The sequence below is a fragment of the Variovorax sp. dw_954 genome (genome assembly GCF_018449755.1).
Classification (GTDB): Bacteria; Pseudomonadota; Gammaproteobacteria; order Burkholderiales; family Burkholderiaceae_C; genus Variovorax.
Genome location: NZ_JAAVVD010000037.1, coordinates 18,702 through 35,046 on the forward strand (window position 1 = coordinate 18,702; position 16,345 = coordinate 35,046).

Below are 16,345 nucleotides of genomic sequence, written 5' to 3' on the forward strand. Positions count from 1 at the left end.
CCATCGCTCGGGCTGGCCACGTCACGCTCATGCGGTTCGGCTCGGCTCGGCGGAACTTTCTCACGATCTTGCGAAACGGTCGGCCCTGCGCGCATGAGCGGCGCCTCGAGCAATTACACTTCTGGTAACAATTGTCAAATTGGCAATCAATGAGTGCTGGCATCGATCGCAAGACATGGCACGAAAACGGACCTTTCGGATTCGGTCGACGGCCGATGCGAAAAGGCATAGCAATATTCTGGAGAACTGAATTGTCGAGATTTTTCGGTGTAGATGTAGCGAAGGCGTTGCCCTCTGTCAGGATCTTTTCGTTCACAGGAGGGGTGAAGGTCGAGCATGTTCCGCTTGCGGAACCTGGCCCAGCGCTTGATGCCGGTCTGATCGATCAGGGCGCCTCGTGCCTGCACCGCGCTCTGCGGTCGCTCGCGAGCGCTGGACGAACCGACGTCCGCTCGTCCGCGTCGCCGGTGGGAGTTCTGCCCTCGCGCAAGCGGGGGACAGAGACTTCGATCAAAGGCCCGGTCGCCGCAGTAGCGATCGGATTGTGTCTCGCAAGCGCCAACGCGCAACAGTCGGTCACGTCCGATCTGGACAGCTGCATCAACTCCGAAAAGATCTCGCTGACGGCCCAAGGCGCACTGGCCGGAGTCGCCACTGGCGTTCTCACATCGTTCATGGTGGGCAAGAAACAGGACATGGGTAAGGCGGCCGTTATTGGGGGAGTTGCGGGTGGCGCGTTGGGATACGCCACCGCGTACTACAAGGCCGCGGGCAAATGCATGCAGAACAATCCGGCGTGGGTGCCCGAGTCGAACATCCAGCGCAAAGCCGACTATGCCGCCGCCGTCAGCGAGTTCAAATACAAGCCCAGCAAGGGCGACTTCAGTTTCGTGCGCCCTCTGCAGGCGCCCCAGACGGCAAAGCAGGGTGGGACTGCCGACGTCAAGGCCCGGTTTGTCGTATTGACCCCTGACGGCGGGGAGGCCAAGGTCAAGATCGCTCGCAAGCTGTTTGTCATTGCAGAGGGCAAGGAAGAAGAAGTTCCGTTTCCCGGCAAGCCCGACGAAGAGCGGGTCTTCGGTAACGGGGAGCAGGTCGAGAGCATCAATCTGCCCGTCTACAAGGAAGTCCCGGTCGGTTCGAAGATCCGCATTGAATATGCGGTGTCCCTGAAGGACGCGCAGGCTAGTTCGCAGAGCGGCACGATCGAGGTGAGGTAGCGATGCGCGCAGCAGCAACGAAACTGGCGACCCTCGCGCTGGCGGTCGTTCTGGCAGGTTGCGCCAACCAGTCGATGCCGGGGTACCAGCGTGTGTATCAGGGATACCAGGTTCCCCAGGAACTCGTGGGCGCCGTGCAGAAGCGATTGCGTGCCGAGGGGTTGCGACAAGCCCTCGTAAGCCGCGACTCCGTGGGCCGCCTGCGCCTGGCCGGCAGCTATCGCGATGAGGAAGAGGTTGAGCGGGCCTTCATCATTACGCAGTCGATCGTCGGCATTCAATCCACGTCCCCGTTCTATCCGGAGAACGTGCAGGAGAAGCGGTGGGAACGCGAGGCGGGCACCGCTCTGGCTGACTTTTACAAGCGGAAAAAGCAGATTCAAGCCAACGCGCCCGGCAAGAAGAGGGCGCTGGTCATTGGTATCAACAAGTTCCTCAGCCCGAAGATCTCGGCCATTCAGGGCGAAGACGACGCCAGCGTCATGGGTATGGCGCTGGCTGCCTACGGCTACGACGTCATCTCGTTGCTCGGCGGTCGGGCCACGAAAGCCAACATCGAATCAGCGATCTCGGAACTGGATCGCGCGTTGGGTCCCAATGACACGCTGTTCATTTACATTTCGAGCCACGGCACTCAACCCGTGCCCACACCCAGCGGCAATGATGAGCGGCGCATGTCGATCATTGCGTACGACACAGGTTCTGCCGACCCGAAGGCGCCGGCCGCTGACGCGACCTCCTACGCGCTCAGGCTGCAGAACACTTCCGTGCGGGACACTTTGGTCCAGAACCTGGCGCAGAGGCCGACGGCGGTGACCAGGGTCATCATCGACACCTGCTACAGCGGCGAGATCCTGAAGGATCTGCCCTCCGCAGGCGCGGCGTACCAGCGCAGTGTCAACGGTGGCGGCTACGAGAAATCGTCAGTGTCGGAGGCATCCTGGACCGGCGCGTCGTTCACCAGCAAGGCCATCGCCGTCGTGGAAGACGACAAACGCAACGCGCCTGTGCAGACTGGCAGGAAGTCCGACTTTGCCACGCGCAAGAACTACAGCTTCATCACCGCAACAGGGCCGGGCGAACAATCTTACGGACCACCGACGGGCGTCGGCACGTTCTCGCTGGAGGCCAATCAGAGTGAAACCTTGCGAGGTTCCTACTTTACGCAGTCGTTCCTGGCGTTCCTGAAACAGTACTCCGGGGATGTGCCTCGAGCATTCGAGGACTCCCGAGCATTTACCGCCAAGACTGTCTTGCAAGTCACCAAAGGCTTGCCGCAGAACCCTCGTCGCTTCACGACGATTCCGGCTGAAGTCGACAACCTCGCCAAATTTTGATCCGAAAGGCACCCTCATGCATCCACGCAAACTGAGCAAGGCTCTTATCATGGCGTTCGCCGTGATGTCCGCTTGTGCGCACGCCGAAGAACCGGCCTACGCCGCGAAATCCCTGTTCTTCGGCGAAGACGGAGAGGTCAAGGCCGTTGCCACGGAGAAGCCCGCCGCCAGCGAGGATCTCGCGAAGGCGCCGGTCAAGAGCGAAGGCAAGCCCGTTGTCATTGCCACCTCCGCTAGGAAGGCATCGGAAAAGCCGAAGGCGGTTGCGTTCAAGAGCGCCAAGGACCTACCCATCGGGGCGGCATACTTCGTACGGCTCAAGAAGCGCGACGGTGCACTCGAGGACACGCTGGCCACGCGGACGTTTTCCACGGGCGACAAATTCCAGCTTGGACTGAAAGTCAATCGTCCCAGCTTCGTCTACATCTTCAATGAAGATCCCAACGGCCGGATCACGATGCTGCACCCGCGCGCGGGCCGCTCCGCAGCCGTCGATGCTATGGGGACGGTGTTTCTTCCATCGCAGGGCGCCTTTGAATTCCAAGGACCCCCCGGCCTGGAAAAGCTCTTGGTGCTGATGTCCGAGGACGAGGTTTTTCAGCCGGATGCGGCCCTCCAGAAGATCGAGCCGGATCTCGTGACCCGTGCCCCATCCCCGCTCCCCAAAATGGCGCCGGTCGGCACCTCGCCCGCCACGCTCAAGACGGCAGCGGCAGCGAGTTCATCGGACTGCGGCGTCGTCATGGCCGACGCGGGCAGCTACGCGAGCAAGGCCATCGTGTATGCGCAGGACAGCAATACGGCCACTGGCAATTGCAACGCGGCGGCCGCGCCTGCATTCGCCTCCAAGGCCATCGTCTTCTCCGATGACCCGCAGCCTGCTGCCGGGCAGCAGGTGGCCAGCTATGTGGTCAAGCCCCGCGTTGCGTCGAAGAAGGAACCGCTGCTGCTCAAGATCCAACTCGTCCACGACTGAGTTGGAACCAGCCCACCCCTCCACGTCGTGCACGTCCGCCGAGACACCCCAGCAAACCACCCCTGAAAAATAGATGTCAAACAACCACCTGATCGTTGGCCTCGGCGGTACCGGCGGCAAAGTGATCCGTTCCATGCGAAAGATCGCCAGGACGCACACGGATGCCACCGGCCAGAGCCTTTCTGAAGCGAACTTTGAATATGTCTATCTCGACACCTCGGAGGGACTCCTGCACGAAACGGACAAGTGGACCGTTCTCGGACAGGACTGCTCGCTCGCGCGCGCCCAGGTGGGCATTTACGCGGCCAGCGCGGTGCAGCCGATCCTGAAGGACCCGGACTCGTACCCGGGAATGCGCGACTGGATCGAGCCGCGGCGCGTGTTCGATTTCATCGACGCGGGTACTGCGGGGGCCGCACAGAAGCGAAAGCTCGGGCGACTGGTTTTTGCCCAGAATGCGCGCCAAATCTCGCAACTTTTCGAAGATCGCCTCCAGGCTCTCGAGAGCAGCGGAACCAAGACCGCCCAAGCCACGATCCACGTGATCTGCGGGCTGGCCGGTGGCACGGGAAGCGGCTTCATTGCCGACACGATTGCTCAGCTGCGCAGGCTGCGCCCCAGTGACGCCAATTATCGCATCCTGGTCTACGCGCTGCTGCCGGACGAGGGTTCGACATGGGCCAAGTCCGTTGCGGGGTTCGGCACCTACTACGCTAACGGCTACGCCGCGCTGACCGAGCTCAACGCGATGGCGGCGCGCCGGTACCGCCCTGTCAACGTGCTCGATGGTTCCCGCCTGGAAGCGTCCAAGTTCTTCAACGGTTGTTATCTAGTCAACAACATCAATGAGAACAGGGTGCGCTTCGGGGTCCAGGAGGACGTGCCACACATCATCGCGGAGTTCCTGTACCAGAAGACCTTGAACAAGCGGTGGGAGGCCCTGGCACGTATCGAGAACGGCGAGAACGACACGAACTTCATCGAGAAGGACGATGGCGTGGCGGCCCGGGCCAAGCTGTTCATGAGCTTCGGTATCAAGCGCGTCGTCGTGCCTGAACAGGAGATCAAGGAATACCTGGCGTATGGCTTCGCCGAGCAGGCGACGCGCCAACTCATGTTCAACAACTTCCGGCAAGGAGAGGGCTTCGCAGACGAGCCCTTGTACAAGGATTGGGGAGCGGAGGTCCGCAAGCCGGCAGTCCTGGAGGGTCTGCAGATCAGCGACTCGCATCTGACCCTCGACCGAGGCATCCTGGATGACGACGCGAAGGCAGGTTGGAAGTTGATCGATGAGTACTGGCCGCAGGTTGCCACCATGCTCGAGGAGCAGATCAAGTCGGACAAGACCATCAAGGAGTCCGAGTGGATACGCGCGCTGCGAATCCGTCTGTCCGACGTGTACGACGACACCTTCCGACGCCTGGGCGGAGTTCGCAAATTCTACGAAGTCAAGTCGCAGGCCCGTCTCGAAATGGCGCGCCATGTCGTGCGGCGAATCGAGAAGGACTTCTTCGGCCGTTGGAGCACCGGAGAGTTGTCCCTGCTTCAACTGCGCCAGTTCGTGGACGCCGTGCTGGACAACTTGACGCAGCGCAAGAAGCAGTACGAGGAAAAGGCCCAGACGGTCGTGATTGCGATGCAGAAACTGGAGGAAGACCTCCAGCGGCTCGTCCAGGACTTCAACGGTGTCGGCACATTGGGCCGCATGTTCACGGACAAGCGCGATACGCGCTTTGCGGAGGCGCGAGAAAAGCTCCAAATGCTCTTCTCGAAGAACACTTGGCGTGAAGGGTACATGTTCGGTCAGCGTCTGATCATCCTGATCCTGGATGAATTGACGGTGCTCCGCGGCAAGATCGACCAGATTCAGGTTCAGCTGACCGAGGCGACCGAAGCCATTCACAACGAACAGAACAACCGCTTGCGCACTGACAGGGAAGAGGTCTGCCAGACGCGAATCTTCGACATGGAAGCCGTGCGGGATCTGCTTCGCCGCATGACGCTGGATGAAAGAGGCCAAGTCGAGCGGACGCAGCGCGTGCGCAAGGCCATCGTTGCGCTGGCCGGCAGCGAGGTGAACAGCTTTGAAAAGCTTGCGGCGCGCGTCAACATGAGCAACCTCATCACGACCTTGGCGCAGCAGGCAGCGGAGATCACGGATGCAGCGCACACGGAGCTGGCTCAGAACTCGCCCGTGATGCACGTGAACATCGTGGAACGACTGTCTCGCCAGTACGCTGCCAATTCGCAGGCGCTGAGCAGCTTTGTGGCGGACTTGTATCGCGAAGCCGGCAACATGGTGCCCTTCAACAAGGCCGAGGTTGAACGCCGTGTCCCGGGCAACGAAGCCGCGAGCGCGGGGCTGCAGCAGGCCATCTGCGTCATGCTCCCCGAATGCGAACAGCAGCGAGAGTTCCGTCAGAACCTGAGCGATCTTTTTGGTCGCCAGAAGGACGCGGGCACTTCAGACGCCGCTGTCGTCGAAGGTACGCTGACGAACGAGGTGGTCGTGATCAAGGTGTCCTCGCTGATGCCGGCGCGATTTGTCGACACACTCGCATTCCTCAAGACGCACTACGACGGGCTGTGCAAGATCCCGGACGAGGCCGTCCTGTTGCACGGCGAAGGGGACGGCAGCAGGCTGCCTCCGCTGTTCGCCCCCACGGGCCTTGAACTGCAGTCCCGGCGCCAACGAAAGCCCTACCTTCTGCTGGCCCGCTTGCTGAACTTCGTGAAGGTGCGCGAGAACCCGATCACGGGCTTGAAGGAATGGATCATTCAGTCTAAGGACCAGGACGGATTCATGCGCATCAATGCCCTGAGCGGCGGGGGAGACTGGGCCAAGGTGTGGGATGCCGAGCAGACCGAGGTCTTGCAGAAAGAGGTGGACAGCGCCGTGAAGGCGGAGTTGGCAGCCAATTACGCGCACAGGGAGCGAAAAGATGCGCTCTACCGGCAGTTCGTCGCGGTGGCCAATGAGCGCCTGGAGCAATCGGGCCACAACGCTGACGACGCCCAGTACACAGAGCTGCGCGCCCTGATCCCCGCCATCAAGGACCTGATCGGCATGCGCGAGGAAGCCACGGCCTGAGCCGAACTTCATTCAACCTGAGAGAGAAGATGTACAAATACAAATGCAAATCCGTGGGTGATTGCTCGGTCGCCAATCGTGGAGAACTCATCACCAGCGAGACAATGCTTAACGATCCCAAGTGCAGCGATTGCGGCTGTGCGCTGGAATTGATGGACAAAGGCGGCGCAGGTGGCAACGCCGCCGAGAAAGGGGGCCGCAAGATTGGCGCGGTATTGGCCGTGGCGGCTGCGGTCCTGGTTCTCGCGGGCGGAGGCAGCTGGTATGCGTTCGGAGGCGCAACCAAGCCGGCGGCGAACGCACGAGCAACGCCGCCAGAGCCGGTTGCTCAGCCCACGTTCGTTGTTGCGGCCCCGGGTATCTCCCCGAGCGAGACCGAAACCTCCCAAGCGCGCAGGGACGCCGACAAGCAACTGGGCAAGGGCGAATTCTCGGAGGCAGAGAGAAAGGCCGCCCGCGCCGCAGCATTGGAGATGATCAAGACCGCCGTGGCGAAGATGGGCCAGGGCGACCTCGCGGGAGCGGAGAAGGAACTGACGCAGGCCCGTGAGCGCGATGCCTCCGAGTCCCTGATCTACTACAACCTGGCCATCGTGCGCTTGCGTCAAAAGCAACCCGACGAGGCTCTCAAGCAGTTGGAAGCAGCTTTCATGGCTGGGTTTTCGCATTTCGATGCCATGGACAAGGACCCTGACCTGGATCCCATTCGCAACGAGCCGAAGTTCAAGAATCTGATGGGCTCTTACCGCAAGAGTGCGTGATGCGTTTGCACGTACGGGCCCTATGGATTGCCATGCTGCTGGCCGCGGCAGGCTGCGGACAGAGGCCCGACCCTGGGATGATCGAGGGTCACTGGGTCGCCGAAAAGTTCCGCATGTATGGCATTGGTGTGCCCATCGGCCCGGACCTGACTGTTTCGCGGAACCGCATCGCTTTCGGTGGCAGCATGGAGCCACTGAAGCTCAACAGCATTGCAGCGGACGGCGATGCGGTGACACTGGAGACGGAGATCGGCTTCGATATCGTCTTTGCCTTCGAGGGCAAGGACCGGATGTATTTCTCGTTGCCAATCACTGGCGATCGCATCTACTACCGGCGCAGCAGTGCCACTGAGACATCGGTCGCCGGCGCAACAGCGGAAAAGGGGCCGATTCAGGCGAGCGTTGCGCAGCCCGCATCGGCGCCCGTCATTGCCAAACCGTACCTACCGATTCCGCCCGGGGAAGCCGTTGCCAAAGCGATCGCACGGGCACCGGCACCGGCAGCGTCGTTGCCACGCATGGGTTCGCCGCCTCGAGCCGATGCGGAACCTGCTCGGCAAGGTTCCCAATCGCCAGAGCTTCAGTACGGGCAGGCGGTGGACGCGATGCAGCGAGGCGATGCAGATAGATCGCTGAGGTACTTGTCGGCAGCATTGGCCAATGGTTTTGACGACTGGCAACGCATTGATCGCGAGCCGCGTTTCAACCAACTGAACGATGATGTCCGCTTCCAGGTCCTACGCTCGCGGTGGAAAAAGGCAGTTGTGTTGCCTTGAGCGGCGTCGAGCGGATGGTTGAGGGGGTTAATCAGTTGGCCGCGCAGATCGCGCACAACGACTGAAGACGGGGATGCCGGTCTAACTTCAGTGCGACGTCAGTCGTCATCGGACAAGGGCTCTAGCTTCTCGACCAACCGAACTCTTTGACTGGTAGCCGGATGGTCATCAGTGCAATCAGCTTCCTGCCAATTTGTTGACAGCAAAGTCATCGCCGCGAGCTTCGCTTGGACGAGCGTGTAGCCTTGATGGTAGAGGACACGAACACCGAACTCGTCGGCGTCGATCTCATTCTGCTTCAGTTGGGGCGTCTGATTGCAACGGACCTTGTGTGCATGGCTGTCAGCTGAGAGTCCTCCAGCGAGAATTCCGATAAGCGTCCCGGCTACCTGGGCTTCGGTGCCGCCCGGCAATCGTTTGCCAATCTGATATCCGGTCGCGGCTCCGGCGCCCGCTCCACTTAAAGCAGTTCTAGCGGAGGTGTCCTTTGGCCGGGAAGGGTGCCGAAGCACCGCATGTCCAAGCTCATGACCAAAGGTGAAAACCAACTCCTCGATAGAGGCTCTGTCCGCCAAGTTCACCGCAACAAACATGCGGCCCTTGTCGCGATCCCATGCAGCTTGGTAAGCATTACCGTCAACATACCCCACAACCTTGGCTTGCAAACCGCGGTGCACCCAGTCGGCGTCGTTCCCACGCTTGTATCTGTAGACCCACGCTCCCACAGCGGCCCGACACAGCGCAGTGCCTACTTTTTCTCGCCCCGCCGCGGTGACCTGCATTTCGTACTCGACGGCTACGACGAACTGACCTGGTCTCAGATCAAGGAACCTACCCCTGGAGCAGTCGTACCGATCGACATAACCAGCTGCCGAAGGGCCTGCAGTTGCGGCTACAGCGGACGTAGAAGGAGGCGCAGCGGTAGCAATTGTTGCTGCCCATACTGCGGCCCAAAGAGCGGCGCCAATACTCAGTCTGCGAATACCAAGAAACCTCATTCTTCTCCTCGTTTTTCTTCTCGACCAAGGATAGCGACGGGCCGGTGCGGTCTGCTCAGGGAGGCGGCCCGACCGTGCACAAAGTCACAGCTTGAGGTTGCGGTAGGTTCCGTCTGTGGCGCTCGCCTTGGCGGAGATCAGCTTTCGTCGCTTCACGCCCTCAAGGATGGCTTGCTCGCAGCTGTAGTGGCCTAGTCCATAGCAGCGCTGAGCACCGTTTGTTCACATCGGGAATGACAATCATCGGGTCCCCTTGAAGTTGGACGTCGATGATGCCACCGGCAGGGTTTCGTCACGTTGACATCATGACGACGGATTCGGCTACCGCAAAGAGGGGCGAGCAAGCATCCGCGCCGCGCAAGCCCGCTTCGCAGGTTGCTCGGCGTGAAAAACTTCCGTGTCAGTCAGAGCGTGAGCTTCGCCGATCAAGGGCTGCAGCGGCACACCGGCCAAATCACGCGCTTCAACCAACGCACCGCCATGATTCATTGCGACGGTCGCGCCTGGCGGCGGTTTCAAGGCTGAAGCGCAACGGCGTTATTGAATTGACTCTGGCGGTTGATGGGAAGATGCCAGTGTCCGTGCGAACACCTCCAGCGGCGTGTGCCACGCGTGCGTGGCGCGAGGCCTGTTGTTCATGCTGTCGGCAATTCCATCGAGCTCGTCCTGGCTGAACAGGCTCAGGTCTGTCCCCTTGGGCATGTACTGACGCAGCAGGCCGTCCGTGTTCTCGCATGGTGCCGCGTTGCCACGGGCTATGCGGGTCGCAGAAGTACACCTTGACGCCGGTCTGTGCAGCGCGATCCGCATGACGCGACATCTCCTTGCCCTGGTCGTAGGTCAGGCTCTGGCGCATCGGCTCGGCAATCGAATTCAGCTTGGGTGCGCCGGGAGACCGGCAAGGAGTAAGTGGTGAAAGTCCACCGCAATGAAGGAATAGCGAACCGCATTGGCCCCGAGCCGTGCGCAGGCATCCGCGATGGTGTCGGCGAAGCGTAGGTAGGGGAACGCATAGGCCAGCCATTGAGCCGCGACAGGATTGTGATCCTGGGTGCCGACGCTGTCCAAGCTGCGGAAGGCAACATATCCGAGCGCGCCATCGCAAGCGCCCGGATGACCCGGCGTGGTCGTAGACCCTGGCATGTGCGCACGCTCCTTGCGCGGGAACCGGGAGATCTCCAGTCTGACCGTCGGCGCCAGTTTGGGCTGACGGCCCGCATCGGGAAGGCGAGGAGCCGAAGCCGATGATGCACGGCTGGAGAAGTCAGACCTCGCCATAGTAGCGACGAAGCCTGCGAACAAGGTCGGGCGACCGACTGCGGAGTGGGGTGGAGCCAAGGGCGGGGGCCGAGGGGAACACGGGACAACCACGCACGCGACGGACTCAGAGCCGCGATAGCGTGTCACAGGGGCTGGACCGTGTATGGGCAGGGTACTCATCCGCGTGGTGGGTAGCCTGACCATCATTCACCCGCGGCAGCAGCCGGATGCCTTAATTGGGCACGTCCGGATCTGTGCGGGGGGTGCCCAGTAATGGGCGTCCCTAACCCCGCGCTGATGGCGGTCCGTCCTGAACGTTCAACGAAGGATGCAAACGGCGATGGCTTGATCGCCGCGCCCCAGCCTATCCGTCTTCGCCGAAACATGTTTTGAGCCACTGGTACGCAGCGTAGGCGGCCTCGGCCTCGTCGGCTTCAAAGACCGGGTCAAGATAGCGTAGCAGGCTTGACACTTTCTCTCCGCGTGCGCGGCGCGTGCAGTAGACCGCAAACGCGACGTGGCGGTATTCCAGTCCCGCAATGTCGTCGGACGTCGGCCGTTCTTTGATCGCAGCCCAGATGGCCTTTGCATAACGCTGGCTCGGGCTGACCTCGTCCACTGGCCTGCCCTCTCAAAAAATCAGAGCTGCATGCTGCTTGGCACTTGCCTACCGCGGCAATAAGCGTTTTTTACCGCCCCGGTGGTCAAGGCGCAGTCACGACCACGTTGACGTGCAGTTTGAGCCGGACCTGCTGGGTGCGCGACCTTGCGAAAGCTTCATAATCGAATTCGTCATCGCCCACATACCCCGGCTCGGGCGTGTAGCGCGCCTCGGGCGGTACGAATTCTGCCTTGCCGTGCATCGGTTGCTTGGTGATGCTGCCCGAGTCTGCAGCGCCGGTCTTGTCGGCTGCCTCGCCGTAATTGGCCATGACGCAGGCACTGCCGTTGTTGATAACATGCATCTTGGTTGAAGTGCCCTGAGGCAACGTGGCGCCGCGGAAGGAATCGATTTGGCAGGTCTTCTGAGCGAATGCTGGCCATGTCGTCATGATAAGAAGCAGGACGACAGCGGCGTAAGCCTGAGGGTGCAGCTTCAAGGCGTTCTCCTTGTGGTTGCGAGTGAGGTTAGCCTTTGGGACCACGTCTTTGCAAGCGCTTCAGGGCTTTCTGTCTGTGCTGCGGGCCCGGTGCCATCGCAAGGTTGATACCCTTAGGCCGCATCGTGCTTTGGCAAACTACGACACGCCTCCGCCCCCGGGACCTGTGGCAATGCCAAATCTTCGTGCACAAGCTGCTGAAGGTGCTGGCCAAGCTCGGTACCGCCGAGCAGTTGCACATCGTGTACGAGGCTGGCCCGACGGGCTTCGGTCTGCAGCGTGCCCTGAAGGCCAAGGGCTACACCTGCGAGATCATTGCCCCGTCGCAGATCCCGCGGCGTCCAGGCGACCGGATCAAGACCGACACACGCGACAGCGTTCAATTGGCCGAGTGTTCACGCGCGGGCCAGTTGAGCGCCGTGTGGATTCCCGATCCAGACGACGAAGCAATCCGTGACCTGTCGCGGGCACGTGAAGACGCGGTCAACAGCCGCCTCCAGGCCCGACACCAGCTCAAGGGCTTCTTGCTGCGCCACGACGTGCGCTACAAGGGCAAGACTTCGTGGTGCGGTGCCTACTACCGGTGGCTGGCGACGCTGAACTTCGGTGCCGGTGCCGCCCAGACGGCGTTCACCGAATACTGGCAAGCCGTGACGGCGTCAGACGATCGCGTCGATCGGCTGACGAAGGCGCTGCAGTCCTCGATCGCTGGCTGGCGCTTCGAACCGGTGGTCGGTGCGCTGCAGGCACTGCGTGGTGTCGCCGCGATTACGGCGATTGGCTTGGTGGCCGAGATCGGCGACCTCGGGCGCTTTGCCCATCCGCGCAAGCTCATGGGTTATCTCGGGCTGGTTCCGTCAGAGCATTCCAGCGGCGAGCGCACGAGCCGCGGCAGCATCACCAAGACCGGCAACGCGCATGCACGCCGGCTACTGACCGAGGCCGCCTGGAACTATCGCTTCAAGGCGCGCATCGGCAAACAGGCGCAGATTCGACAACAAGAGTTGTCCGAACCAATACGAAGGATGGCCTGGACGGCGCAGCTGCGATTGACTCAGCGGTTTGCCGCTTTAAATGCGCGTGGCTTGCAAGCTAACAAGGCCTGCGTCGCGGTCGCAAGAGAGCTGGCCGGCTTCGTCTGGGCCATTGGCATGCAGGCGCAGCGCGAGAAAGTCGAGTCAACCTGAACGGAGAAACCCGGATCGATCTGGTGATGCGATATGAGCAACGATAGGGCAACCCTCGAGGCTCCTACCAGGGCACACCGGAAGGAAGATCCCCGACTCTAGAGCGAGGCAGGCCCGCGACGAATCGATGGAGTGCTGGTAACCAATCCGCGGATATAAGTCTAGTCTGATTCATCGTCGCTGCAACGCTCGTGTCGCATCACCCGATCGATCCCCTCCCCACACAAACCCAAAACCATGGAGTGCGCTATTGACAGTGGCGACCATATGAGGAGGTGGACAACTATTGCGCACCGTCCGGATGGCCTGGTGAGGAGCCGACTTCCTCGCAGGCCAGCGCCAGGAGGTTTTAAATGCCGTCCGCATGTCGGCTTGTCCGTTCCGCAATCCACCGTTCCGCTCGTTCCGCGGTGCGACGATGGGCCTCCAACGTGTGTCGCGTCCGACGCGCGTCATCACCATCCGGCATTTCAGGACACCGTCCAACCGCAACTCCAGCGTGCTGCCGTAGTGTCCATCGTCGGTCGCATTGAGTTCGATTGCGCAGCGCCATCGCTCGGGCAGGTCGGGCCATCGCGAATCGCTCGCTCGTAATTCGCTCATTTCGATCCGCCATCCGGGTTCGCTCGGACGCCCAGCGCGTGAGGTCTGGGAGGAGCTCTGGGATGTGGTGGGCCCGCAGAACCAGCAGGTGATGGCCGGGGGGCGGCGCGACCTGGCATGAGAACCAGTGTCCTGATGACGCTCAATGGCGTGCGCGGAGAGGTGTATTGGGCGTACAGCCACAGTCCCATCGACGACGAGGATGCTCCCAATGGCGTCGGCGGCGTCCTCGTCCCGTGCACCGAGACCACGCAGCAGGCCCAGCGAACAACGCGTGCAATTGGCCTTGTCGGGCGGACGCGGTATCGGCACCTGGGATTGGGATGAGCCCGGCGATCGCGTCATCGCCGAGGTACTTGCCCTTGAAGTCGTACTGCGACGTGTAGCGATTGTTGGCGGGCTTCGCATCGGCGTCTTACACCTTCTCTTGGCTGGCCGCATCGAAGGTGCTGCCCTAGATGTCGAGCGAGAAGGACTCGCCATGGTCGATGTAGCGCAGGTTTCCGTGCTCGACGGACAGCGCGCTGATCCGCAGTTTGCTGGGGGACGTATCGGACGGGTCGGAAAGGATCCAGTTCTTGCGGTTGTCGGGCAGGCGCTCGAAGACAAGTTCTCGGGCGTGTGAGCGCCACGCGCGGCACGAGGACCCTATCGGGGAGGTCGCGCAAAAAGAGACCGAGAACTCCAGCATCTCGATCTTGGCCATGGCGCGCTCGTCCTTGGACCACTTGGCGTTGCCGAAGTAGACGTCGCGCATCTGGATGGTCGGTGACATCCCGAGTCTCACGCGCAGGTTGGAACTGTGGAATTCGCGCTCGGTCTTCTTCGAGATATAGCGCTCGAGGAGAACGCGGTCCCCGTTCCAATTGAACAAGGCAATGAACGCCTCCAGCAACACGAACACGGCAACCATGGACGCCTTGCACGCATCTGCCGTCAGAGTCCGGAGGCACCGACTGTGGGACGAATCCCTGGGAGCAGCATCAGAAGCGCAATCCCTTGCGTGTTCCCGCTCCGGCGCCTTACACCGCCGCGAGCGCGTACCCCGACGATGCTGGGCATGACCAACAGACAGGCGTCCCGCCACCCAGGAGTCCTTCTAGTACCTGGATGGGACGACGACCAGCAGGCGTTCTACCGGTCTGTCGCACAAGACATTGAGAACCTCGGCTGGACTTGCCACACGCTCAATCTGCCCGGAACATCGGCATCGACGGAACGGCGCCAATCGGCCTCGCGCGCTGATCATCTTCGCGACATGCTGACGGCGTACGACGCGCTGGCCGCGGCGCCGCGTGTGGACAGCCAGGCGGGCGCACTCATCGGCGTGAGCTACGGCGGGTACCTGGCGGCATTCGTCAGCGCCATGCGCCCGGTTCGTTGGCTGCTACTGCGGTCGCCAGCGCTCTACCGGGACGAGGGTTGGGCCACTCCCAAGGAACTTCTCGACAAGGAAGACCTCGTGCAATACCGGCAGCGCGCGCTGAAGCCCCGACACAACAAGGCGCTCGCAGCGTGTGCACGGTTCCGCGGCGAAGCGCTCCTGATCGAATCCGCGCTGGACCAGATTGTGCCGCATGCCGTCAGCGACAACTATGCCGCTGCATTGAATGGTGCGCGCTCGATGCAGCGCGAGGTGATCGCGCAGGCGGATCACGAACTGTCGCAACCCGAATGGCAGCAACAGCTTCGCGATCTGCTGAGGGGCTGGCTTGCGCAAGCAGCAGCCTCGACGCGCGGCGAAGTCTTTGGCGCTCGGACTGAATGAGGATTGCCCTGAGCCCCCGCGCAGCAAGACGTCAAGGCATCCCTGTTTTTCTGATGCAGTTGCTGAACCTGATTATGTTGCGCCCGCGTCAGCCTCACAAGGAGCATCTAAGGGCACGAAGTCACAACGCTTGCGCCATGCCGGACATTCGCATCACGGCGTAACGCGTGCCGTGGCGGGCAGGATACGCTGTGATAGGTCAGGCGGCCTCAGGCCATGGGACGCGCAAGCGCGGCTCGATGCACCTTCTTCAGCGCTTGGTGACCTTGATGTCGGCCTTGGCCCTGTCGCGATCGGCCTTGGCCTGGTTCACGCAGGCACTCTTGGCATCGCCGTTCAGAGCAGGCCACTTCATTGGCAGGTGGTCGGACCGACCTTCAACCAGCTCCATTTGATGTACGACCAGCACTATGAAGGGCAGGTCCTTCTGGTGGACTTCCTGGCCGAACGCGTGCAGCTGTCCGGCGGCATCGCGCTTGCGATGGCCGCAGACATCGCGGAGGTCACGAAGATCCCACGGCCGCCGCGAGGACGCGAGCCGGCCGCGGTGCAAATTCGTCGTCTGGCCGAAGCGCACGAGATGATCATCGTCGCCACGCGCGAGGCAGCCGACTCGGTCGATGATGCAGGCGATGATGGCAGCAACGATGTCTTCGTCTCGAACGTGTTGCGAACGAACGAGCTTCAGGTGTGGTTCCTGACCGAGCACCTGGTGGCCGCCTCGCCCGTTGCCTCCTGATCCCGACGAGGGATTAATTCAACCAGACTCAGTCCTTGAGATCCGCAGGCACCTTGCCGCCGTTGGCGGCAATCTTGGTCATCACCTGCCGGTGGAGCCAGATGTTCATGGAGGCCGAGTCGTTGGTGTCGCCCGTGTAGTGCAGTTCCTTGGCGAGATCCTTGCGCGCTTGCAACGAACTGTCGAGGCCCAGGAGCTTCATCAGGTCGGCGATAGAGGTCTTCCAGTTGAGCTTCTCGGGAGATTTCGCCACCATGTCATCAAGTTGCTTCTCGACATCGACCTCTGGCATTGGCACAGTTGCGGCGGCTGTGGACGTGACGCTCGTCGGTGGCGCAGCAGCGCCCGGCGTGATGGTTCCCGCAGTGCCTGCGGCGCCGGTTCCGGCCGGTGGCGCTAGGGGCGCTGGGGGCGCGCCGGCAGCATGGGAGGAAGGGAAGATCTTGCTGAAGATGTTGCTCAGAATGCCCATGATGTTCCTTGGTGAGTGCGTTAAAGTGACAGGGGAATGGGGACGTATGTTCACGTC

The 16,345-nt window shown here is 61.6% G+C and carries 14 protein-coding genes and 2 pseudogenes; 9 read left to right on the plus strand and 7 right to left on the minus strand.

Going from position 1 to position 16,345, the window contains the following annotated elements:
* The first annotated feature begins 251 nt into the window (after positions 1-251).
* From HB681_RS34695 to HB681_RS34720, 6 genes are all read left to right on the plus strand, one after another.
* The gene (locus HB681_RS34695; protein WP_213959437.1) at positions 252-1,220 is read left to right on the plus strand and encodes a hypothetical protein; all 969 of its coding nucleotides are present in this window, start codon (positions 252-254) and stop codon (positions 1,218-1,220) included.
* A 2-nt stretch (positions 1,221-1,222) separates the two neighbouring features.
* On the plus strand, positions 1,223-2,557 hold the full coding sequence (locus HB681_RS34700; RefSeq protein WP_213959438.1) for a caspase family protein: 1,335 nt from the start codon (positions 1,223-1,225) through the stop codon (positions 2,555-2,557).
* A 16-nt stretch (positions 2,558-2,573) separates the two neighbouring features.
* Complete coding sequence (locus HB681_RS34705) at positions 2,574-3,533, plus strand: DUF4384 domain-containing protein (RefSeq protein WP_213959439.1); 960 nt, start codon at positions 2,574-2,576, stop codon at positions 3,531-3,533.
* 73 nt (positions 3,534-3,606) lie between these two features.
* The gene (locus HB681_RS34710; RefSeq protein ID WP_213959440.1) at positions 3,607-6,624 is read left to right on the plus strand and encodes a tubulin-like doman-containing protein; all 3,018 of its coding nucleotides are present in this window, start codon (positions 3,607-3,609) and stop codon (positions 6,622-6,624) included.
* 29 nt (positions 6,625-6,653) lie between these two features.
* On the plus strand, positions 6,654-7,385 hold the full coding sequence (locus HB681_RS34715) for a tetratricopeptide repeat protein (RefSeq protein ID WP_213959441.1): 732 nt from the start codon (positions 6,654-6,656) through the stop codon (positions 7,383-7,385).
* A gap of 32 nt (positions 7,386-7,417) precedes the next feature.
* A complete protein-coding gene (locus HB681_RS34720) occupies positions 7,418-8,161 on the plus strand; it encodes a hypothetical protein (protein WP_213959442.1) in 744 nt (247 codons plus the stop codon).
* A gap of 98 nt (positions 8,162-8,259) precedes the next feature.
* Here HB681_RS34720 and HB681_RS34725 read toward each other — a convergent pair whose 3' ends face one another.
* From HB681_RS34725 to HB681_RS34745, 5 genes and pseudogenes are all read right to left on the minus strand, one after another.
* Positions 8,260-8,943: a M48 family metalloprotease gene (locus HB681_RS34725; protein ID WP_213959443.1), complete on the minus strand. Its 684-nt coding sequence runs from the start codon at positions 8,941-8,943 to the stop codon at positions 8,260-8,262.
* Between the two features lie 753 nt (positions 8,944-9,696).
* Positions 9,697-10,015: pseudogene (locus HB681_RS34730) on the minus strand (IS30 family transposase); the annotation flags it as partial.
* Between the two features lie 17 nt (positions 10,016-10,032).
* On the minus strand, positions 10,033-10,302 hold the full coding sequence (locus HB681_RS34735; protein WP_213959469.1) for a hypothetical protein: 270 nt from the start codon (positions 10,300-10,302) through the stop codon (positions 10,033-10,035).
* Between the two features lie 481 nt (positions 10,303-10,783).
* A complete protein-coding gene (locus HB681_RS34740; RefSeq protein ID WP_213959444.1) occupies positions 10,784-11,038 on the minus strand; it encodes a hypothetical protein in 255 nt (84 codons plus the stop codon).
* An 85-nt stretch (positions 11,039-11,123) separates the two neighbouring features.
* Positions 11,124-11,519 carry an Ig-like domain-containing protein gene (locus HB681_RS34745; RefSeq protein ID WP_213959445.1) on the minus strand — a complete coding sequence of 132 codons (396 nt, stop codon included), beginning with the start codon at positions 11,517-11,519 and terminating at the stop codon, positions 11,124-11,126.
* 194 nt (positions 11,520-11,713) lie between these two features.
* Between HB681_RS34745 and HB681_RS34750 the strand changes: the two are divergent.
* Positions 11,714-12,706 (plus strand): annotated as a pseudogene (locus HB681_RS34750) (IS110 family transposase); the annotation flags it as partial.
* A gap of 1,057 nt (positions 12,707-13,763) precedes the next feature.
* Here the strand turns inward: HB681_RS34750 and HB681_RS34755 are convergent.
* The gene (locus HB681_RS34755; RefSeq protein ID WP_213959446.1) at positions 13,764-14,222 is read right to left on the minus strand and encodes a hypothetical protein; all 459 of its coding nucleotides are present in this window, start codon (positions 14,220-14,222) and stop codon (positions 13,764-13,766) included.
* A 138-nt stretch (positions 14,223-14,360) separates the two neighbouring features.
* On the opposite strand from HB681_RS34755, the gene HB681_RS34760 reads away from it, so the two are divergent.
* Both HB681_RS34760 and HB681_RS38535 read left to right on the plus strand, forming a co-directional pair.
* Positions 14,361-15,077, plus strand: a complete 717-nt coding sequence (locus HB681_RS34760; RefSeq protein WP_213959447.1) for an alpha/beta fold hydrolase — start codon at positions 14,361-14,363, stop codon at positions 15,075-15,077.
* Positions 15,078-15,471: 394 nt separating this feature from the next.
* Entirely contained in the window at positions 15,472-15,816 is a 345-nt protein-coding gene (locus HB681_RS38535) for a ferritin-like domain-containing protein (RefSeq protein WP_256735219.1), read from the plus strand.
* A gap of 28 nt (positions 15,817-15,844) precedes the next feature.
* Here the strand turns inward: HB681_RS38535 and HB681_RS34770 are convergent, their stop codons facing one another.
* On the minus strand, positions 15,845-16,288 hold the full coding sequence (locus HB681_RS34770) for a DUF3597 domain-containing protein (protein ID WP_213959449.1): 444 nt from the start codon (positions 16,286-16,288) through the stop codon (positions 15,845-15,847).
* Positions 16,289-16,345 lie beyond the last annotated feature (57 nt).

Excerpts from the sequence above, each read along its gene's own strand:
- HB681_RS34700 (WP_213959438.1), top strand. The coding sequence starts at position 1,223 with ATGCGCGCAGCAGCAACGAAACTGGCGACCCTCGCGCTGGCGGTCGTT.
- HB681_RS34720 (WP_213959442.1), top strand. The coding sequence starts at position 7,418 with ATGCTGCTGGCCGCGGCAGGCTGCGGACAGAGGCCCGACCCTGGGATG.
- HB681_RS34760 (WP_213959447.1), top strand. The coding sequence starts at position 14,361 with ATGCTGGGCATGACCAACAGACAGGCGTCCCGCCACCCAGGAGTCCTT.
- HB681_RS34735 (WP_213959469.1), bottom strand. The coding sequence starts at position 10,302 with ATGCCAGGGTCTACGACCACGCCGGGTCATCCGGGCGCTTGCGATGGC.
- HB681_RS38535 (WP_256735219.1), top strand. The coding sequence starts at position 15,472 with ATGTACGACCAGCACTATGAAGGGCAGGTCCTTCTGGTGGACTTCCTG.
- HB681_RS34710 (WP_213959440.1), top strand. The coding sequence starts at position 3,607 with ATGTCAAACAACCACCTGATCGTTGGCCTCGGCGGTACCGGCGGCAAA.
- HB681_RS34715 (WP_213959441.1), top strand. The coding sequence starts at position 6,654 with ATGTACAAATACAAATGCAAATCCGTGGGTGATTGCTCGGTCGCCAAT.
- HB681_RS34705 (WP_213959439.1), top strand. The coding sequence starts at position 2,574 with ATGCATCCACGCAAACTGAGCAAGGCTCTTATCATGGCGTTCGCCGTG.
- HB681_RS34725 (WP_213959443.1), bottom strand. The coding sequence starts at position 8,943 with ATGCAGGTCACCGCGGCGGGGCGAGAAAAAGTAGGCACTGCGCTGTGT.
- HB681_RS34770 (WP_213959449.1), bottom strand. The coding sequence starts at position 16,288 with ATGGGCATTCTGAGCAACATCTTCAGCAAGATCTTCCCTTCCTCCCAT.
- HB681_RS34755 (WP_213959446.1), bottom strand. The coding sequence starts at position 14,222 with ATGGTTGCCGTGTTCGTGTTGCTGGAGGCGTTCATTGCCTTGTTCAAT.